Source organism: Parathalassolituus penaei (assembly GCF_026626885.1).
GTDB classification, from domain to species: Bacteria; Pseudomonadota; Gammaproteobacteria; order Pseudomonadales; family Oceanobacteraceae; genus Oceanobacter; species Oceanobacter penaei.
In genome coordinates this window covers 20,353-36,558 of the sequence record NZ_JAPNOA010000028.1, presented here as the reverse complement: position 1 = coordinate 36,558, position 16,206 = coordinate 20,353, and the positions used below count along the sequence as shown (strand labels likewise).

Annotated in this window: 19 protein-coding genes; 15 read left to right on the top strand and 4 right to left on the bottom strand. The window is 54.1% G+C overall.

Annotated elements, in window-relative coordinates; translation table 11 throughout:
* Positions 1-47 precede the first annotated feature (47 nt).
* From modB to OUO13_RS10415, 15 genes are all read left to right on the top strand, one after another.
* Entirely contained in the window at positions 48-740 is a 693-nt protein-coding gene (gene modB, locus OUO13_RS10485) for a molybdate ABC transporter permease subunit (protein WP_283173836.1), read from the top strand.
* The gene (gene modC / locus OUO13_RS10480; protein WP_283173835.1) at positions 737-1,819 is read left to right on the top strand and encodes a molybdenum ABC transporter ATP-binding protein; all 1,083 of its coding nucleotides are present in this window, start codon (positions 737-739) and stop codon (positions 1,817-1,819) included. Before modB ends, modC begins: the two co-directional genes overlap by 4 nt.
* Before the next feature lie 323 nt (positions 1,820-2,142).
* A complete protein-coding gene (locus OUO13_RS10475) occupies positions 2,143-2,871 on the top strand; it encodes an SH3 domain-containing protein (protein ID WP_283173834.1) in 729 nt (242 codons plus the stop codon).
* Positions 2,853-3,863 (top strand): hypothetical protein, encoded by a 1,011-nt coding sequence (locus OUO13_RS10470; RefSeq protein ID WP_283173833.1) that lies wholly within the window; start codon positions 2,853-2,855, stop codon positions 3,861-3,863. Before OUO13_RS10475 ends, OUO13_RS10470 begins: the two co-directional genes overlap by 19 nt.
* On the top strand, positions 3,833-4,360 hold the full coding sequence (locus OUO13_RS10465) for a thioredoxin domain-containing protein (RefSeq protein WP_283173832.1): 528 nt from the start codon (positions 3,833-3,835) through the stop codon (positions 4,358-4,360). Before OUO13_RS10470 ends, OUO13_RS10465 begins: the two co-directional genes overlap by 31 nt.
* A 10-nt stretch (positions 4,361-4,370) precedes the next feature.
* Positions 4,371-4,877 carry a hypothetical protein gene (locus tag OUO13_RS10460; protein WP_283173831.1) on the top strand — a complete coding sequence of 169 codons (507 nt, stop codon included), beginning with the start codon at positions 4,371-4,373 and terminating at the stop codon, positions 4,875-4,877.
* 3 nt (positions 4,878-4,880) lie between these two features.
* A complete protein-coding gene (locus OUO13_RS10455) occupies positions 4,881-6,818 on the top strand; it encodes a tetratricopeptide repeat protein (protein WP_283173830.1) in 1,938 nt (645 codons plus the stop codon).
* Positions 6,808-9,621 (top strand): tetratricopeptide repeat protein, encoded by a 2,814-nt coding sequence (locus tag OUO13_RS10450; protein ID WP_283173829.1) that lies wholly within the window; start codon positions 6,808-6,810, stop codon positions 9,619-9,621. Before OUO13_RS10455 ends, OUO13_RS10450 begins: the two co-directional genes overlap by 11 nt.
* On the top strand, positions 9,602-10,336 hold the full coding sequence (locus OUO13_RS10445; protein WP_283173828.1) for a tetratricopeptide repeat protein: 735 nt from the start codon (positions 9,602-9,604) through the stop codon (positions 10,334-10,336). The genes OUO13_RS10450 and OUO13_RS10445 overlap by 20 nt, the downstream gene beginning before the upstream one ends.
* Complete coding sequence (locus tag OUO13_RS10440) at positions 10,333-10,638, top strand: hypothetical protein (protein WP_283173827.1); 306 nt, start codon at positions 10,333-10,335, stop codon at positions 10,636-10,638. The genes OUO13_RS10445 and OUO13_RS10440 overlap by 4 nt, the downstream gene beginning before the upstream one ends.
* Positions 10,639-10,800: 162 nt before the next feature.
* Positions 10,801-11,448, top strand: a complete 648-nt coding sequence (locus tag OUO13_RS10435; protein WP_283173826.1) for a MotA/TolQ/ExbB proton channel family protein — start codon at positions 10,801-10,803, stop codon at positions 11,446-11,448.
* A gap of 13 nt (positions 11,449-11,461) precedes the next feature.
* Entirely contained in the window at positions 11,462-11,977 is a 516-nt protein-coding gene (locus OUO13_RS10430; protein WP_283173825.1) for an ExbD/TolR family protein, read from the top strand.
* The gene (locus tag OUO13_RS10425) at positions 11,974-12,483 is read left to right on the top strand and encodes an ExbD/TolR family protein (protein WP_283173824.1); all 510 of its coding nucleotides are present in this window, start codon (positions 11,974-11,976) and stop codon (positions 12,481-12,483) included. Before OUO13_RS10430 ends, OUO13_RS10425 begins: the two co-directional genes overlap by 4 nt.
* Positions 12,480-13,439 carry an AgmX/PglI C-terminal domain-containing protein gene (locus tag OUO13_RS10420; protein ID WP_283173823.1) on the top strand — a complete coding sequence of 320 codons (960 nt, stop codon included), beginning with the start codon at positions 12,480-12,482 and terminating at the stop codon, positions 13,437-13,439. Before OUO13_RS10425 ends, OUO13_RS10420 begins: the two co-directional genes overlap by 4 nt.
* A 305-nt stretch (positions 13,440-13,744) precedes the next feature.
* The gene (locus OUO13_RS10415; RefSeq protein ID WP_283173822.1) at positions 13,745-14,188 is read left to right on the top strand and encodes an Rrf2 family transcriptional regulator; all 444 of its coding nucleotides are present in this window, start codon (positions 13,745-13,747) and stop codon (positions 14,186-14,188) included.
* On the opposite strand, the gene OUO13_RS10410 is transcribed toward OUO13_RS10415, so the two are convergent.
* From OUO13_RS10410 to nifT, 4 genes are read right to left on the bottom strand one after another with little or no spacing between them, the layout of a single operon-like run.
* Entirely contained in the window at positions 14,185-14,925 is a 741-nt protein-coding gene (locus OUO13_RS10410) for a 4Fe4S-binding leucine-rich repeat protein (RefSeq protein ID WP_283173821.1), read from the bottom strand. The genes OUO13_RS10415 and OUO13_RS10410 overlap by 4 nt on opposite strands.
* 3 nt (positions 14,926-14,928) lie before the next feature.
* A complete protein-coding gene (locus tag OUO13_RS10405) occupies positions 14,929-15,195 on the bottom strand; it encodes a DUF6129 family protein (protein ID WP_283173820.1) in 267 nt (88 codons plus the stop codon).
* Positions 15,192-15,914, bottom strand: coding sequence for a NifB/NifX family molybdenum-iron cluster-binding protein (locus OUO13_RS10400; protein WP_283173819.1), 723 nt, complete (start codon positions 15,912-15,914; stop codon positions 15,192-15,194). The genes OUO13_RS10405 and OUO13_RS10400 overlap by 4 nt, the downstream gene beginning before the upstream one ends.
* A 2-nt stretch (positions 15,915-15,916) precedes the next feature.
* Entirely contained in the window at positions 15,917-16,138 is a 222-nt protein-coding gene (nifT, locus tag OUO13_RS10395; protein WP_283173818.1) for a putative nitrogen fixation protein NifT, read from the bottom strand.
* Positions 16,139-16,206: the final 68 nt, after the last annotated feature.

The window sequence follows — 16,206 nt, the reverse complement described above, 5'->3', positions numbered from 1 at the left end:
CATGGCCCATGCATAAAAATGATATGGGCCAGTAGCAAGGACATGTTATGGAATTCGGCTTGTCAGCCGCCGACTGGTCGGCAATCTGGTTGACCCTGCGTCTGGCAACCCTGGTAACGGTGATCCTGCTGATCATCACCACACCGCTGGCCTGGTGGCTGGCACGCACCAGCAGCCGCTGGAAAGGTCCGGTCAGTGCGGTGATTTCCCTGCCGCTGGTGTTGCCGCCCAGTGTGCTGGGGTTTTATCTGCTGATTACCATGGGGCCGAATGGCCCGGTTGGTCAGCTCACCCAGAGTCTCGGGCTCGGCACCCTGCCCTTTACCTTCGCCGGTCTGGTGATTGCATCGGTGCTGTATTCCATGCCGTTTGTGGTGCAACCGATCCAGAACGCCATGGAAGCCATGGGTAGCCGTCCGCTGGAAGCGGCCGCCACTCTGGGCGCTTCGCCGCTGGATACCTTTTTCAGCGTGGTACTGCCTCTGTGCCGGCCGGGGTTTATCACCGCTGCCGTGCTGGGCTTTACCCATACGGTTGGTGAGTTTGGCGTGGTGCTGATGATGGGTGGCAATATTCCGGGCCAGACCAGAGTCATTTCGGTCCAGATTTACGACCATGTTGAAGCTCTGGATTTCGCCCATGCTCACAGCCTGTCATTACTGATGGTGATTTTTTCCTTTGCTGCCCTGCTGTTGCTTTATAACAGCCAGCGCCTGGCCGGAATGGGTAAACGCGGATGACTACCCTGACAACCAATACCCTGAGTGTTGATCTCAATCTGCAACGCCGTGAGTTTTCGCTACAAGCACAGCTGACCTTCCCGGAACGCGGTGTCAGTGTGCTGTTCGGCCATTCCGGTTCCGGCAAAACCACACTATTGCGCTGTATCGCCGGACTGGAACGTGCCAGCGGTGAGGTGCGCTTCGGGACGGAAACCTGGCAAACCGGCCAGACGTTTGTACCCACCTGGCAACGCGGGATCGCCTGTGTATTCCAGGAATCCAGCCTGTTTGAGCATCTGAGCGCCCAGGGCAATCTCGATTACGCCATCAAACGTGCACGAACCACGGTCAGCCCTGCAGAAATCCATCAGGTCATCGAGATGCTGGGGATTGGCCACACCCTCGCCCGTCGTCCATATCAATTATCCGGTGGTGAGCGCCAGCGGGTCGCCATCGCCCGCGCGTTACTCAACAAACCCCGTCTGCTGATCATGGACGAACCCTTGTCGTCGCTGGATGACAAACGCAAGCAGGAAATTCTCCCTTACCTCGAAAACCTCAAGGAAGCACTTTCCTTGCCGGTCCTCTACGTTACTCACTCCATGCAGGAAGTGACACGTCTGGCAGACTATCTGGTGTGTCTACAGGATGGCCGCGTGCGCGCCAGTGGCACCCTTCAGGAAACCCTGTCGAGTATGGACGATGTCGCCGGTCTGGGGACGGAAGCCGCCGTGGTGATTGAGGGTGAGGTCATCAGCCATGATTTCCAGTGGCATCTGACCACGCTCGGATTTGCCGGTGGTGAATTGCGTATTCGTCAGCACGACCGCGTCATCGGCACCGGAGTCCGGATTCAGGTGCTGGCCAAAGACGTCAGTCTGGCATTGTCGGAATATCACGACAGCAGCATAGTGAATTTGTTGCCATGTCAGGTCGATGCCATCGCCGCAGCCGATGATCCCGGTATTGTGCTGGTGCGGGTACTGGTGGGTTCAACACCGCTGTTATCACGAATGACCCACTATTCCGCCAGCAGCCTGCAACTGGAGCCCGGCAAACGGGTATGGGCCCAGGTAAAATCTGCCGCCATCCTGTAACAGGGCTCGGAGATAATGCACACTACGAATAACATGACACGACTGCATGGCCAACCATGTGCTAACTGACCCCTGGTCAAAATTCGACACAAACAGAATCTGGCCAATTCAGACCGAAAATCCCCACATATATGTGATGCAGTTCTCAATTCAACAGCTTGTTAGTCGGCATTTCCGGCACTTGCTGGCTACTGAATATACAAAAAGTTACGATTGGTAACAGGATTGGCACGACGTGTTGACGCAGTAAAAGTGGGTGAGCATACTCCCACGCGTTGTGCCAAAGCCATAGCTGGTAATTTACACAAGGAACTGGTGCCGACATGCAGGCGACTCTGGAAATACAGCAGCAACCCGTGCCGCGCATCGGTGGGTTGTACACTCTTATCAAGGCACTGGCTCTCACCGTCGGGCTTGTTCAAGCTGCGAACGCCGAGCCACTGCACCTCCGAATTGGTCCATCGTCCTCGTACCCGATCACTACGGATCTGCCTTCTGATACGGCCCTGATTCCTCTGGAACGTCAGCTCGACTGGTTGTACGTGCAGGCAGGTAATTACCGAGGTTGGATCAATATCTACGACCTTGAAAAGGCTCCACACATCAACCGTCCAGAACCGTTGCAGTTCATCGATCATGATGACAAGGCACCACAGGCGGAAGTCAGTATCACTACCGAAAATGCCCTTGGCGTCGGTTTGAATTTCAGTGCACTGGAGCAGGACTTCACCATCCGTCTGACCAGTGCGACTAACCAGGGTCGTGACTGGCATTCTCTGGAAGCTGGTCTGCACCAACCGTTTGCCGAAAATGGTCACTGGAGTTGGGATGGTTTTCTGGGAGTTGGAGTTGGCAAGAATGGCGCGGGTTCACACCGTTGGGACAATGATGGCGATTCCATCATGGTTCCGCTGGTAACTGCCACTTCCGACATCAACTGGAATATCGATTACAAAGTCAGCATTGGGGCGCGGGTACAAATGCAACAAGCCCTGTCTGGCAACAGTGCAAATCATGGAGCGTTGGGCCTCGTATGGAAAATCCGTTTCTGAACCGATCCAGTCTGGTACTGGGTCTTTTTCTCGCAGTAGCGCCACTGGCAAATGCCGCGACTGACGATTCCACACTCAACAATCCAGAAGTGCTGAAAAATCTGCTGGGTGTGCTGGGCAAAAAAACCAGTTCTGACGCAGCGGCCAAAGGTCAGCGTAATACTTACGTTCCGCCGACTGACACGTCAGCTCTGGACAACACCAAGGTAATGCAGAGCTTGTTCCCTCTGCTGGCTGCCCAGCAGGGTGTTGGTAACAAGCCGGATAGCAATCCCGAGGTTCTGAACGATCCTGCGGTAATGGCCAGCCTGCTGGGCGAAATACGCAAATCAGAAGCCGTTGGTGCGAGCGAGACTGATAACAGCACATCCGTGCTGGATGACGCCGACGTAATGGCCAGTATATTGCCGCTGCTGTCTGGTGAAGCCGGTCCGGATTCCGATGAAATTTTCGAGCCAACCCCGCGTAATCTGGGCTTTAACGACACCATCCCGACCCGCAACGGTCTGATCGGTTTTGGTCTTGCCCGCCAGGCGTCCACTGCCTTCGGTGAGCACACTCTGGTAACAGGCAATGCACGTTACCACGTGAGCGAAAACTGGGATGCCCTGCTGGGTGCCGAAGTGAGTGTTGACTCCCTCGACAACCCGGAAATCACCGATGGTTCAGGTACCGTTATCATGAGCTCTGGTCGTACCTTCCGCGTATTCAACGCGGGTCTGGGTTACACCTTGCTTAATGGTCTGACCAGCTTCGACGGTGGTGAAACCTACGTACCGTGGAAACTCAACGCGGACGCCGTTCTGGGTCAACAGTTCACTGGTGGCAACAACGGTATGTACTACGGATTTGGTACCTCACTGCAAATCCTGAAGGACGACTACTGGATCGGCATCGACACCCGTTATTTCCGGGTCAACGACGATGTTCTTAACAAAGTGGGTACTCACAGGGGTCTGCAATGGGGCTTAACTGCCGGATTCTATTACTGATCCTGACCGTACTGGGATTATCACAGGCTAATGCAGCCGAATCGGATAACACTGCCCTTCTGGTCGGTGACAAGCCCGGTGACCTGCGTTTGCCCGCAGCACGTGGTTATGGATTCAGCCTGCGCGAACAATTGGGCAAACCGGTTCTGCTGATCTGGGTTGGCGATTGCAATATTGTCTGCCGTGACGCAGTGCCGAAATACGAAGCCCTGGCCAAACGTTACAGCAAGGATTATCCATCATTGACTGTACGTGTGGTTCGCGATGCTGACGGAGACAGTTATCCACGCGACACCCTCAGCGGGATGTCCGAGCTGATCAACGATAGCCACCTGCCAGGCGCCTGGAAGGTAAGTCCGGTACCAGCAGTCATGCTGATCAGCCCGGAAGGGGTTCTCGACCGCATACTGGTCGGCAACCTGAACAGAAATCTGGAATTCACCGATCGCGCTCTGGCCTCCTGGCTGTCGAGCACTGGTCTGGAACGTCAACGTTGATGAGGTGGTTATGAAGTTTTTGGCTGCAGGGATGCTGTGGATACTGGGGATGACCCAGGCCGTGGCAGAAACCCAGGACAATGCCCAACTGGAAATTGAGTCGGCTAAACGCTCTGTTATCGAAATCGGTAATGAAATTTCCGAAATCGAGGATCGTCTGGTCAGCCCGGTGAGCACCAAGGCTTCACTGTATGTCGCCGTCAGTGGCGGCCGCTTTTTCAAACCACTGACTCTCAAGGTCAGTGGCGCGGGAATCACTCCAATCAGTTACGTTTACACCCAGGCGGATGTTCAGGCACTGGCGTTTGGTGGTGTACAACCACTGCCAGCCATTGATATGGCACCGGGTAATCACCGCGTAAAAATTGTGGTTCATGGCATGGATGAACGTCAGCAGGAACGAGACCTGGTGTACGAAGGAATCGTTCGTAAAGGCGAAACCCATCTGAAAATGCTGCTGTCCATCGTTGATAACGCAGCGCAGAGAAGCGCTGTCGCCACCCTCAGGACCTGGTAACACATGCAAAAGCTGGGATTACTCGCTCTGGCCATATCGGCCGCGGCCTGGGCCAGCAGTGCGACTGCTGAGTCCCCAGAGGCCGGTTCAGACCTGGTGCAGCAACTGAACCAGGCAGCTGTGGCTGCCGGTGTGAAGGCTACTCCACGAGAACATGCCTTGAGCAAGCGTATCTATCTGTACCACTATTTTTCCGGAGACCAGTTCGCTGCGTTGACAGACTCACGCGCCGACCTGTCATTACTGGATGCCGACATATTGGGTACTGTGCCCGATGGTCTGATGGATCTTGGAATGCAGTCTCACGCAATTGCCATGTTGGGCGACAATGGAATAGCCCGCCAGCCTGGTACCGCTATTACCTGGTTTGCGCTGGCCCAGCGCGCATCTGAAAATGACCATTGGCCAGAAGCGTTCCAGCTCGCCGACCGAGCCCTTTCTGAATCGGGTTTGTTGACCCCGGATCAAGTTCAGGAAGCACACTACATTCAGGTAACCGCCAGCGCGCAACAGAACCAGCTCGACAAAGCTCACAGCGAACTGGACAAAATGACCGCGGGCACACGCTGGCAAAGTTTTGCCCGCTATAACCTGATGCTGGCCATGATGCGCCAGGACGTTGGCTCTGATGAACTGGCCGAATTCATCAAAAACGAAATCAGCATCACACCGGACGACTACAACGAACGCTCTCTGCGTGATCGTTTCCTGGTAACTGCTGGCCGTTACGAAATGCGCCAAAAACATTATCCAGAAGCCGTTCACTACCTGCGGAATGTATCCAAGAATAGCTCGGCAACTCCGGATGGTCTGTTGCAATACGGTTGGGCCCTGTCCAAGCAGTGGCAATACGATCAAGCACTGCAACCATGGCGGGTGTTGCAGGACAACTACCCAATCGTCAATCTCAGTGTACTGGAGTCTCTGATGGCCACGGCGTACGTCGCCGAGCTGATGCAGGGTGGAATCAAGTCACTTCACGTTTACGAATACGCTGAAAAAGGCATGTTGACTGGCCTCGAGCAGATCGACCGCCTCAACGACGACGCATTGTTGTTGGCGTGGATTCAACAGTGGGAAAAACGTCTGCCAGAAACATCTGGTAACGAAGACGATGCCTTGCATCCAGCCCTGCACAATCTGCAGGACGACCGAACCAGTCGGGCACTGATCAGCCTGTTCAGCACTGCGCCGTTTATTACAGCACAGCAACAGCTACAGGACGTAGTCGCGATGCAAAACTGGGTAACGGAACGTAAGCAATATCTGCAAAATCTTCAGACTGAAGCCAGTGATAACAACAGTCGATTTGCCGAAGGTGCGTTGCTGACAGATATCAATGCTGCCACCGAACGCCTGCATGAACTTGATAACAGCATTCTGGCCAGTGTTGATACCCTGCGTGCCGAATACAGACAGCCATTCCGCTTCGCTACCGACAGTGAAAAAGCCGATATTGCCCATATTGAAAGCCTGATACTCGAAGCGGGTACCGACACAGAAGCCAGTGCGCGAGAAGCAAACCGTGCAATGTTATTGGCCGGACTTGCCAAATGGCAAGTTCACGAGCAAGAACCAGAACGTCGCGCGGCAGCAGAAGCAGACCTGCGAGCCCGTCAGAAACAGGCTAAAGAACTGAACGAGCAGATTAATGCTGCACGTACCATGCAAGACCAGATGGCCAGCTTCTACGCCAATACCGATAGCCATCTGAGCAGTATGGCCGCCACTTACACAAAACTTGAACAACTTGAACAACATCTGGCGCAGCTGCGCAGCGAGCAGGAAATGCGCGTTGTTGCAACCGCCAGAGAGCATCTGGACATGCTGAAAAGCCGGCTGAAGGACTATCTGGCGACCACCCGCCTCTCCATCGCCCGTCTGTATGACACAGAACTGCGTCGTAATGCCAAAACCGGAGGTCTGGGTGATGATCAATAACCGACGCTCACTGGCGTGGATCGCCGTATCCTCCTGCCTGCTCGCCAGCGTTGGCTGCAGTAACGTCCAGAATCGAGATCAGGGCAACATCGCAGATCTTGGTTATCACGCTCTGAAATCACCATCCCGTGAACCATTGGTGGTGACCAGCGAAGACGTTATCAAACGCTATCAGGCCTATCTCGAAGTGGTACAGGGCCAGGAAGTGGAAGCTCTGGCATCCCGTCGCGTCGCGGCCATGCGAATGCAAAAGCAGGAAGCGGCCTGGATGGGTGAAACCAATGAAGATGTCAATATGGATCCAGTACAGCTGGAGGCCAGTATTGCCGACTACGAACGGGTGCTGAAAGAGTTTCCGAACCAGGCTGGCAACGATGAAGTGCTGTATCAGCTGGCCAAAGCCTACACCATGGCGGGTCGCACCGATGATGTCGTGCGAACCGTACAACAGTTGGTAAAGGAATACCCATTGTCACCGTATTACACTGACAGTGAATTCCGCCTGGGTCAGTTACTGTACCGTCAAGACCGTTACACCGATGCCCAGGCATCGTTTGCGCGCTTGCAGTCAAAAGGCCGCAGCGGCAACAAATATTATGTCAACGCCGGTTATATGATCGGCTGGTCGCTATTCAAACAGAACCGTTACGATGACAGTCTGGATGCTTTTGCCAAAGTGATGGATGAAGACTTCAACAGTCAATCACAAATCGATCGTGCACAAGGTGTTGAGCGTGAGATTCTGAGTGATACCGTCCATGCCATGGCAGTGATTTTCACCTATATCGGAGAATCAGAGGAAGTCGGCAAATTCTTCGACAAACACGGTGAACGCAACTACGAATACCTGATTTATGCACAGCTGGCCGACCTGTACTACGAACAGAAGTACTATCAGGTAGGCGCAACCACCCTGACGGCGTTTACCCAACGCCACCCAGACAGTGACCGTGCACCTGGCTACTACCAGCAAATTGTCAGCCGCTTTGATGCTGCCGGTTATCCATTACTGAAACGCCAGTACGCGGGTGAATACATCGAGCGTTTTGGTATGAACAGTGAATACTGGAAAAACCACGACGAAAAAGTTCGCGAAACCATCAAAGGCCCACTGGCCGCTTATCTTCTCGACCTGGCCAAGTTCAACCATGGATTTGCACAGCAGAGTAAGGACAAGGCCGAACGCGCTCGTTACTTTGCCGATGCATCCAGATGGTATGACGAATATATTCGCAGCTTCCCGGATGCCGCCGATGCCGCTGAAGCCAACTTCCTGTTGGCCGAGATCTATTACCAGCTGGGCAACTACAAACGTGCTCGCGATCAGTATATGGTAGTCGTCAACAACTACCCGGACAGCCCACAAGCTGCCGAAGCCGCTTACGCTATTATTCTCGCTTATAACCGTTATCAGCCGAACGACGGCGAAGAAGCTGAATGGCGCCAGCAGGCTGCCCAATACTCCATGAGCTTTGTTCGTAACTACCCTAACCACCCGGAACGTGGTCAGGTTCTGGTGGCAACTGCAGAGCAATTCCTGACAGATCACAACTACCAGCAAGCACTGGAAGTATCTCGTCTGGCGTGGGAGATGCGTGATGGCCTGAGTGACGAGCACCGTTATGGTGCAGCACTGGTTCGTGGCCACTCCGCCTTCGAGTTGGGTCTGTACCCTGAATCGGAACAGGCACTGAGCGATGCCCTCACCTATCAGAAGATCGACAACAAGACCCGCCAGGAACTGCGCGACAAGGTTGCGGCAGCGATCTACAAACAGGGTGAAGAAGCCAAGGCTTCCGGTAACTACGAACAGGCCGTTGCCAACTGGAAACGTATTGGTGATGTTGCTCCTGGCAGTAAAAACACCGCAATTGCCGAATACGACGCCGCCACCCTCTTGCTGGAAGCCGGCGACTACGCGGGTGCCGAAAACGCCCTGCGAGAGTTCCAGAACAAGTACCCACGTGACAAGCTGAGTGCCGATATTCCGGCCAAGCTGGTGTATTTGTACGAAAAACAAGGCAAATGGAAGCAAGCTGCTAACGCACTGGAAGAAGTATCCCGTGAAGGCAGCCGTCCTGAAGAAAAACGGATTGCCACCTTCCAGGCCGCTGAGTACTACGAAAAAGCAGGTGATAACAAGAATGCCTTGCTGATGTACAAACGCTATGCCAACAACTATCAACAGCCATTTGATCCACTGATTGAAGCGGCCAACAAGCTGCAGGAACTGTATGGCAAGGACAACAACGCTGAGAACCGTCGTTACTGGCTGGATCAGATCATTCGTCTGAACCGCAACGCTGGTCCGAACCAGACCCAACGTTCACGTTACCTGGCTGCTGGTGCCCTGTATGAATCCGCCGAGGATGAACGCAAGATATACGAGTCCATCCGTCTGACGCTGCCACTCAACAAGAGTGTACCAGTGAAGAACAAGGCACTGCAGGATGCTCAAGCCAAGTACACAGAAGCCGTAGAATCCGGAGTACAGGAATACACTACAGCCTCGACTTATCAGATTGCCCAGCTCTACACCGAACTGGCACAGTCACTGTTGAAGTCTGAGCGTCCAAAAGGTATGGATGATCTGGAGCTGGAAGAGTACCAGTTCCTGCTGGAAGACCAGGCTTATCCGTTCGAAGAAGCTGCGGTCAACATCCACATGAAAAACATCAATCGTACCTACGAAGGTATCTATGACGAATGGGTCAAGAAGAGCTTCGAGGTAATGGCAGATCTGGTACCGACCCAGTACCGCAAGGAAGAAAAGGCTGTGAACTATGTCAGTGAAATTCGCTAGTTTCCTGATGGCTGCCTTGCTGCTGACCGGCTGTGCATCTTCGCCCAGCCGTCAAGACAGCTTGGAAACCACACAGGCGGCACCAACCGACCAGACCGTCACCACCAAAACTGATGCCAATCTGGATCCGCAGATGCAAGGCTTCTATAAACATGGCCTGGGTCTGTTGAAAAGTGGCAAATACCAGCCAGCGCTGACTCATTGGCAACAAATGTCCGAGAAGTACCCCGATTATCCGGGAATTTGGGTCAACCTAGCCTTGTCACAGTACCATCTGAACAAGTATGAAGATGCCCAGAGCAGTCTTGCCAAAGCACGTGCGCTCAATAGCGAGTTCTGCCCGATATTCGGAGTGGAAGGTCTGGTAGACCGTGAACAGGGGCAATTCCGCAAGGCAGAAATTGCCTATAAGAATGCTATCGCCTGTAACGGTCAGGATGCTGACCTGCACCGCAATCTGGGTATTCTGTACGACCTCTACCTGCGTGATTATGCCCATGCTGTTGAGCAGTATCGTATTGCCCAGAGTTTGAGCAAACCGGCGGATGCCAATCTGACCATCTGGATTCAGGACCTTGAAACCCGGTATGGTCTTGCCTCTTCCAGCTCAACAGCCGGTACAGCACCAGCCAGCGAGTCTCCGGCAGAAACCCCGGCAGCCACAGCGGAAGAAGCCGTGACGACCGAAGCCAGTACTGAGGACTCCCCAGAATGAGATCTTTCCTGATTGTTGCCAGCAGCTTGCTGCTGGCTGCACCTGCCATGAGTGCTGACACTGTCAAACTCGAAGGCATCTCGGTTATGGGCGGTAGCGAAGATACCAGTATCATGACCATCACCTCCTGGAAATCCACTCCGGATATCGAAATTCCGTTCGAACCGATTGAGGGTTACCAGAAGGACTTTAGCGATGCAACTCCACTGCACCCCCGCAAATTCCAGCTGGAAAGTGACTATGCACAGCGCTTCCAGCGAGGAATTGGCAACCTGACTCAGGAAACCAAAGGTACGCGATAGGGAACCAGGGAATAGGAAAGATTGACCATCGCAGTTGATACCTGTTCTGGTATCTCTGTGGTGATCGTCAAACAATTGCATGCAATTTGCTGTATACAGTCTGCAGCACAAACACAAAACCTTTAAGTCATTGATTTTTATACCAACATTTGGGGGATATTTATGGATTCCATCATTCGCTTCTTTCAAGAGGGCGGTGCGTTCATGTACCCGATCGCTGTCGTTATGGCGATCGGTCTGGCTATTGCCATCGAACGTCTGCTCTACCTGAGCCGCGAGCGTTCTGCCAACCGCAACACTTTCGAAGAAATTCTGCCAATGCTGGAAAGCCGTGACATGCGTGCTGCCCTGAACTACGCCAACGAATCCAACAGCAAGCTGGGCAACATCTTCTCTGCTGCTATCGCCCGCATCCCTGGCTCCCAGCGTCGTGAAGAAATCGAATACGCGCTGGAAGAAGGTCTGATGGAAGCTCTGCCACAGCTGGAAAAACGCACCCAGTACATCGCGACCCTGGCCAACATCGCAACCCTGATGGGTCTGTTGGGTACCATTATGGGTCTGATCGCTGCGTTCACCGCGGTAGCCAACGCTGCTCCTGCTGAAAAAGCAGCTCTGCTGTCCCAGAGTATTTCGGTTGCGATGAACACTACGGCATTCGGTCTGATCGCTTCCATTCCACTGCTGCTGCTGCACACCTACCTGCAAACCAAGACCAATGAAATCATTGATAGTCTGGAAATGGCCGGTGTGAAATTCCTGAACATCATTACCGAACGCAAGCAAGCTCCAGCCACCGCTGCCAAGTGAGATGTAAGCCGATATGAGACGCCAACGTAATCGTGAAGAGGCGGAACTCAACGTTACATCTTTTATGAACCTGATGATCGTACTGGTACCAGTACTGCTGCTGAACATGGTGTTCTCGCAGTTGTCGGTACTCGATCTCAAGTTACCCAACAGCGATCAGCCCACCATAGTTGATCCAAAAGATGTGACGCTGGAGGTCGTGATCCGTCCAGACGGCATGAACGTTTCCTGGAGCTACCTGCTGCAGACAACGGACGTAGCCAGCCTGCCGCTGAAAGACGGCAAGCAGGACTTTGCCGGCCTGTCCGCAGCCCTGCAGGAACTCAAAAAGGAACCTGTTTTTGTTGAGAAGCGCGACATCAGTCTGCTTCCGGAAGCAGGCATTGATTATCAGACGCTGATTACCGTGATGGACACCGTACGGGTGTATCCGGCTGTGGTTGTGAGTTCCGTTGTGGACGCCACCCTGTTCCCGGACATTTCACTGGGTAACGCGCCTGACGTAGCCGCAGCGGAGGAGACGAAATGAAACAGACATCTCGTCGCGCCAAGCGGATGGAGCGTGCGCACAAGCGCAACAAGGGCGGTGCCACCCTTAACCTGACCGCACTGATGGACATCTTCACCATTCTGGTGTTCTTCCTGATGTTCAACCAGAGCGACGTCCGGATTGAAGGTAGCGAGGAAATCCGTCTGCCGGATTCTGTTGCCCAGAACGCACCCAACGAAAACCTCGTCGTGGTGGTCACCAAGGAAGTGATCATGGTGCAGGGACGTCCGATCATGACCGTAGCAGATGCAGCAGCTACCCAGGAAGAAACCCTGGCACCGCTGTTGACCGAGCTGCAATACATGGCCGCCCGTACCACTCTGGACCCGGATCTTGAAGCTGCCGGAGAAGGTCGCCCGATTAACATCGTCGGAGACAAGGATACGCCATATCAGTTGCTACAGAAGGTCATGAAGACCGCCTCCAAGGCAACCTTTGGCAATATCTCCCTGGCCGTTAACCAGCTGACAGGAGGCACGCCATGAGTGAGACTTCGCCTCTGTACCGTTACCAGCCCGTGTTGCCATGGTCAGACACTGGTGGCAAACGTTTTGTCCCAATTCTGGGTATAGCGCTTGCTGTAGTACTGGTAGCTGGTGTGATTATTCCGGGTATTACTCTTCCTGAGCCTGATCGCAAGCAGATGGAGCAATTGCCTCCACAGCTGGCCAAGCTGATTGAGAAGAAAAAGCCGGAAACGCCAAAGCCGAAACCGCAAGAACCGAAGAAAGAAGAGCCAAAGCCTGAGCCAAAACCCGAGCCGAAGCCAGAGGTAAAACCGGTCGAGAAACCCAAACCGGTGGAAAAACCGAAGCAACAGCCGAAAGTTGAAGCCAAGCCGGAACAGCGTCAGAAAGCCCAGGAATCTGCCAAACAGAAACTCGGTACTGATGCCATGAGCTCACTGGCAGCACTGGCCTCCACTATTCCGAACGCCAAGCTCGACACCAACAATGCTGCACTTAGCAACGTTGGCGCCAAAGCCGTCAGCGCCGGTAGTGTGGTTGATCCAAACGCTGTTGTTGCCCTGTCTGGTGGTGTCGATACCGGCAGTCTGACCACGGCAACCACCGGCCAGTCACTGGGTGAGCGTAAAGTCACCGAAGTGGCCGTGTCGAAGGAAGAAGTGCGCAAGACCAAGGAAGCGGGTAGCAAGCGTACCCAGGAAGAGATGCGGAAAGTGTTCGAAAGCAATCAGAGCACCTTCTTCACCTACTACCGTCGTGCACTGCGTACCAACCCGACCCTGTCTGGTACTGTGGTTCTGGTGGCCACCATTGCTCCGAACGGCTCCGTCAGCTCCTGTGAAATTGGTCGCAGCGAACTGAAAGACGACGATTTGCTGAAACGCCTGGTATCCCAGTGCCGTCGTATGCAGTTCAAGTCCCGTCCGGAAGTGGAAGTCGCCAAGGCTGAATTCCCGATCAACTTTATCCCTTGATCGGAATTGTCAGATGAAAAAGGCCGCAAATAGCGGCCTTTTTTCATCTCTTCCTCGTAAATCCCGCAAATTAACAGTGGCTCTGCATATCCCTTATATAACAACCAGGATTGCGGATAGGAATATACCGCTCATAAACGCCATAAATTTAACCCTTAACCATAACCTTTTCAGGCTATATGAGAAAGTTCAAAACCTGAGCCATATCAATAGCTCGTGCGGTAAAACCCATTGTTCCGACAATATGGTTTTCGGACACTCTGACCGCGTATATATTGGCCTTTTGTGGCTTTTAGATTACTGATATGCAACTAACCAGATTCACTGATTATGGGCTACGTATACTCGTGTACGTAAGTGCCATGCCGACAGGAGAAAAAGTATCGCTGGCACATTTGTCCGAGCGGTTGAATATGAACCACAACCATGTCAACAAGGTCAGTCAGCGCCTGGCATCCCTTGGCTGGATCAACAGTACCCGTGGCAAGTCCGGTGGTATTTGTCTGGCCGACAGTGCCCGCACGCTGGCACTCGGAACCATTGTTGAAAACCTCGAACCGCAATTGCTGCCGATTGATTGTGCCGGAGTGGAATGCCCGTTAACCAATCACTGCCGGTTACAGGGAATCCTGTCGGAAGCGGCGTCGGCCTTCATGAATGTGCTGATGAATTATCGTCTCGATGACCTTACCGAGCATGACCTTGCCTTTATACGAATGCTGGCTGACGAGGTCGAAACCACGCATTAGCTGACTGGCCGGGATGCCAGCCGCTGGCTGATCGCATCCCGAACTTCCGGATCAGGATCATTCTGCAATGCAAGCAGTGCCTCAGTCGGCGCATTGGCCACCGCCGCCAGTCGTACCATCCAGTCTGAATCCGTCAACAGCGGTACAACCGCAGCCCCTTCCAGCCGATTGGCCACCATTACCCGTATTTCCGGCTCTTCATCACGGGCCATCAGAATCAGGCTTTCCACCGGTAAACGCTGTGCCACCAGTTTGCGCACCTGACGATCCTCATCCCGAATAAAGCGGAACAGACGGCCTGCGGGCACACGCTGCACCACATAGGCACGCACCAGATAATCCGGGTCATCGGCCATCTTTTCGATCATCTCGACCGGTAAACGATCCGCCACGGTAATCCGCACCTCACGGTCTTCATCGTGCATCAGTACCACCAGTTGCTCCCGAGGCAACCGATACGCAACAGCGCGCCGTACCGCTTCGTCCGGGTCTTCCACCAGCCCAACCAGCAATTCAGGGGGAATATAGCGCACCGCGATGGCACGCCGCTCCCAGAAATCATCATGCAGATAGAGGGAGGCTAACTCCGGATTCACTCGCAAAAAGCGATCCATCTGACGGCCACTGGGAACCGCAATACAGATATCACCGGGCACACAACGTCCAGCCAATAACAAACTGGAACGATAACGGCAGCGCCGACAATCACCAACCGGAGTAAGGTTTTCGGTTTCCATGATTTACTCCCCCATCACTTCGGCCAGCACCACCCCAGAAGCCAACGCTGGCTCATTGGTAAGGATCGAACAGTGATTGCGGGAATCCACCAGATAGACCCGGTACTGTTCGGTATCGCGGTAACTGTGTGGAAAATGAATATCGTCTTCCATACACCAGGTGAAATGGCAGCCGGGAAATTGCTGACGCAACTGGCTGATGGTCTGTTCACTCAGGCCCTGCTGGTCTACCAGCGCCAGCGCCTGTTCAAGCGTATTGGCATCAATCATGAGATTACCTCGCGAAGTCGGTTCTGTTGCTGTTGCCAGCTCTGGCGCGCCGAGGCTTCCATGATCTTCAGAAGCCATGGCGCCGGGCCGGACTCAAGTACCTGCTGCAGTTCCTGCATAAAATCGGGGGCGGCGGCCGGAACGCCGAGCCGCAACGGATGCATACCGGCACGTACCAGGCACGCGGCGGCCGGGCCACCAATGGTCAACGCCACCAGCACATGACAATCCGCCAACAACTCAAGACGCTGCTGATAACGTTCGGCGCGATCACCACCACTCTCCGGGGAGCGAATATCTACCAGCCGGTATTCCAGAGCGGACACCTGATAGACCAGGTAACGCTGACAAGAGCCAAACGGCCCATCAATCCGGTCGGCGCGATTGGAAGCACAAGCAACCCGGATCGAACCGGGCATATCCCCTGCGGCCAACGCAACCGGTTGTGGTAATGGCGGTTGTGGCGCCTGACCCTGACCGCGTAACCACATCAGAACCGTACGCAGGGATTCATCACTACTGTGATCCAGGCGACCACGAGCGGCTTCGCGCAAGCGCTTGAGCCGTAACCGCCCCAGTCGCTGGGCACTGACCGGCTGGCCGACGGCACGAATCAGGATGGCAACAAAGTCGGCCAGGCTGATACTGATCGGTAAACAGCGCCAAGCCAGACCAATGCGTAGGGCGATACTTTCATCCAGTGCCGCCGCGGCCGCCATGATCAGGCTTCCTCACCACGTTTGGCGCGTACCGTGATCGGCAGGTCCGGTTTGCCGGGCATCACGTCGATAATAAAACTGGAGCCATCGGCCAGGGTCAGCTCGCCACCCCAGGCATCTGCGCGGTTGTGTTCAATGGCAACGATGGTGTCTTCGAGATCTTTTTTCGGTACGTACAAGGTCAGTTCTCCCTTGTCGTTTTCACGCAGCATTACGTTTGGCATGGTCAATCCCTCTGAATTGGCAGGTCGCGGAAGATCCGCTGCGGCAGTAACCACGGTCTGAAGCCCTG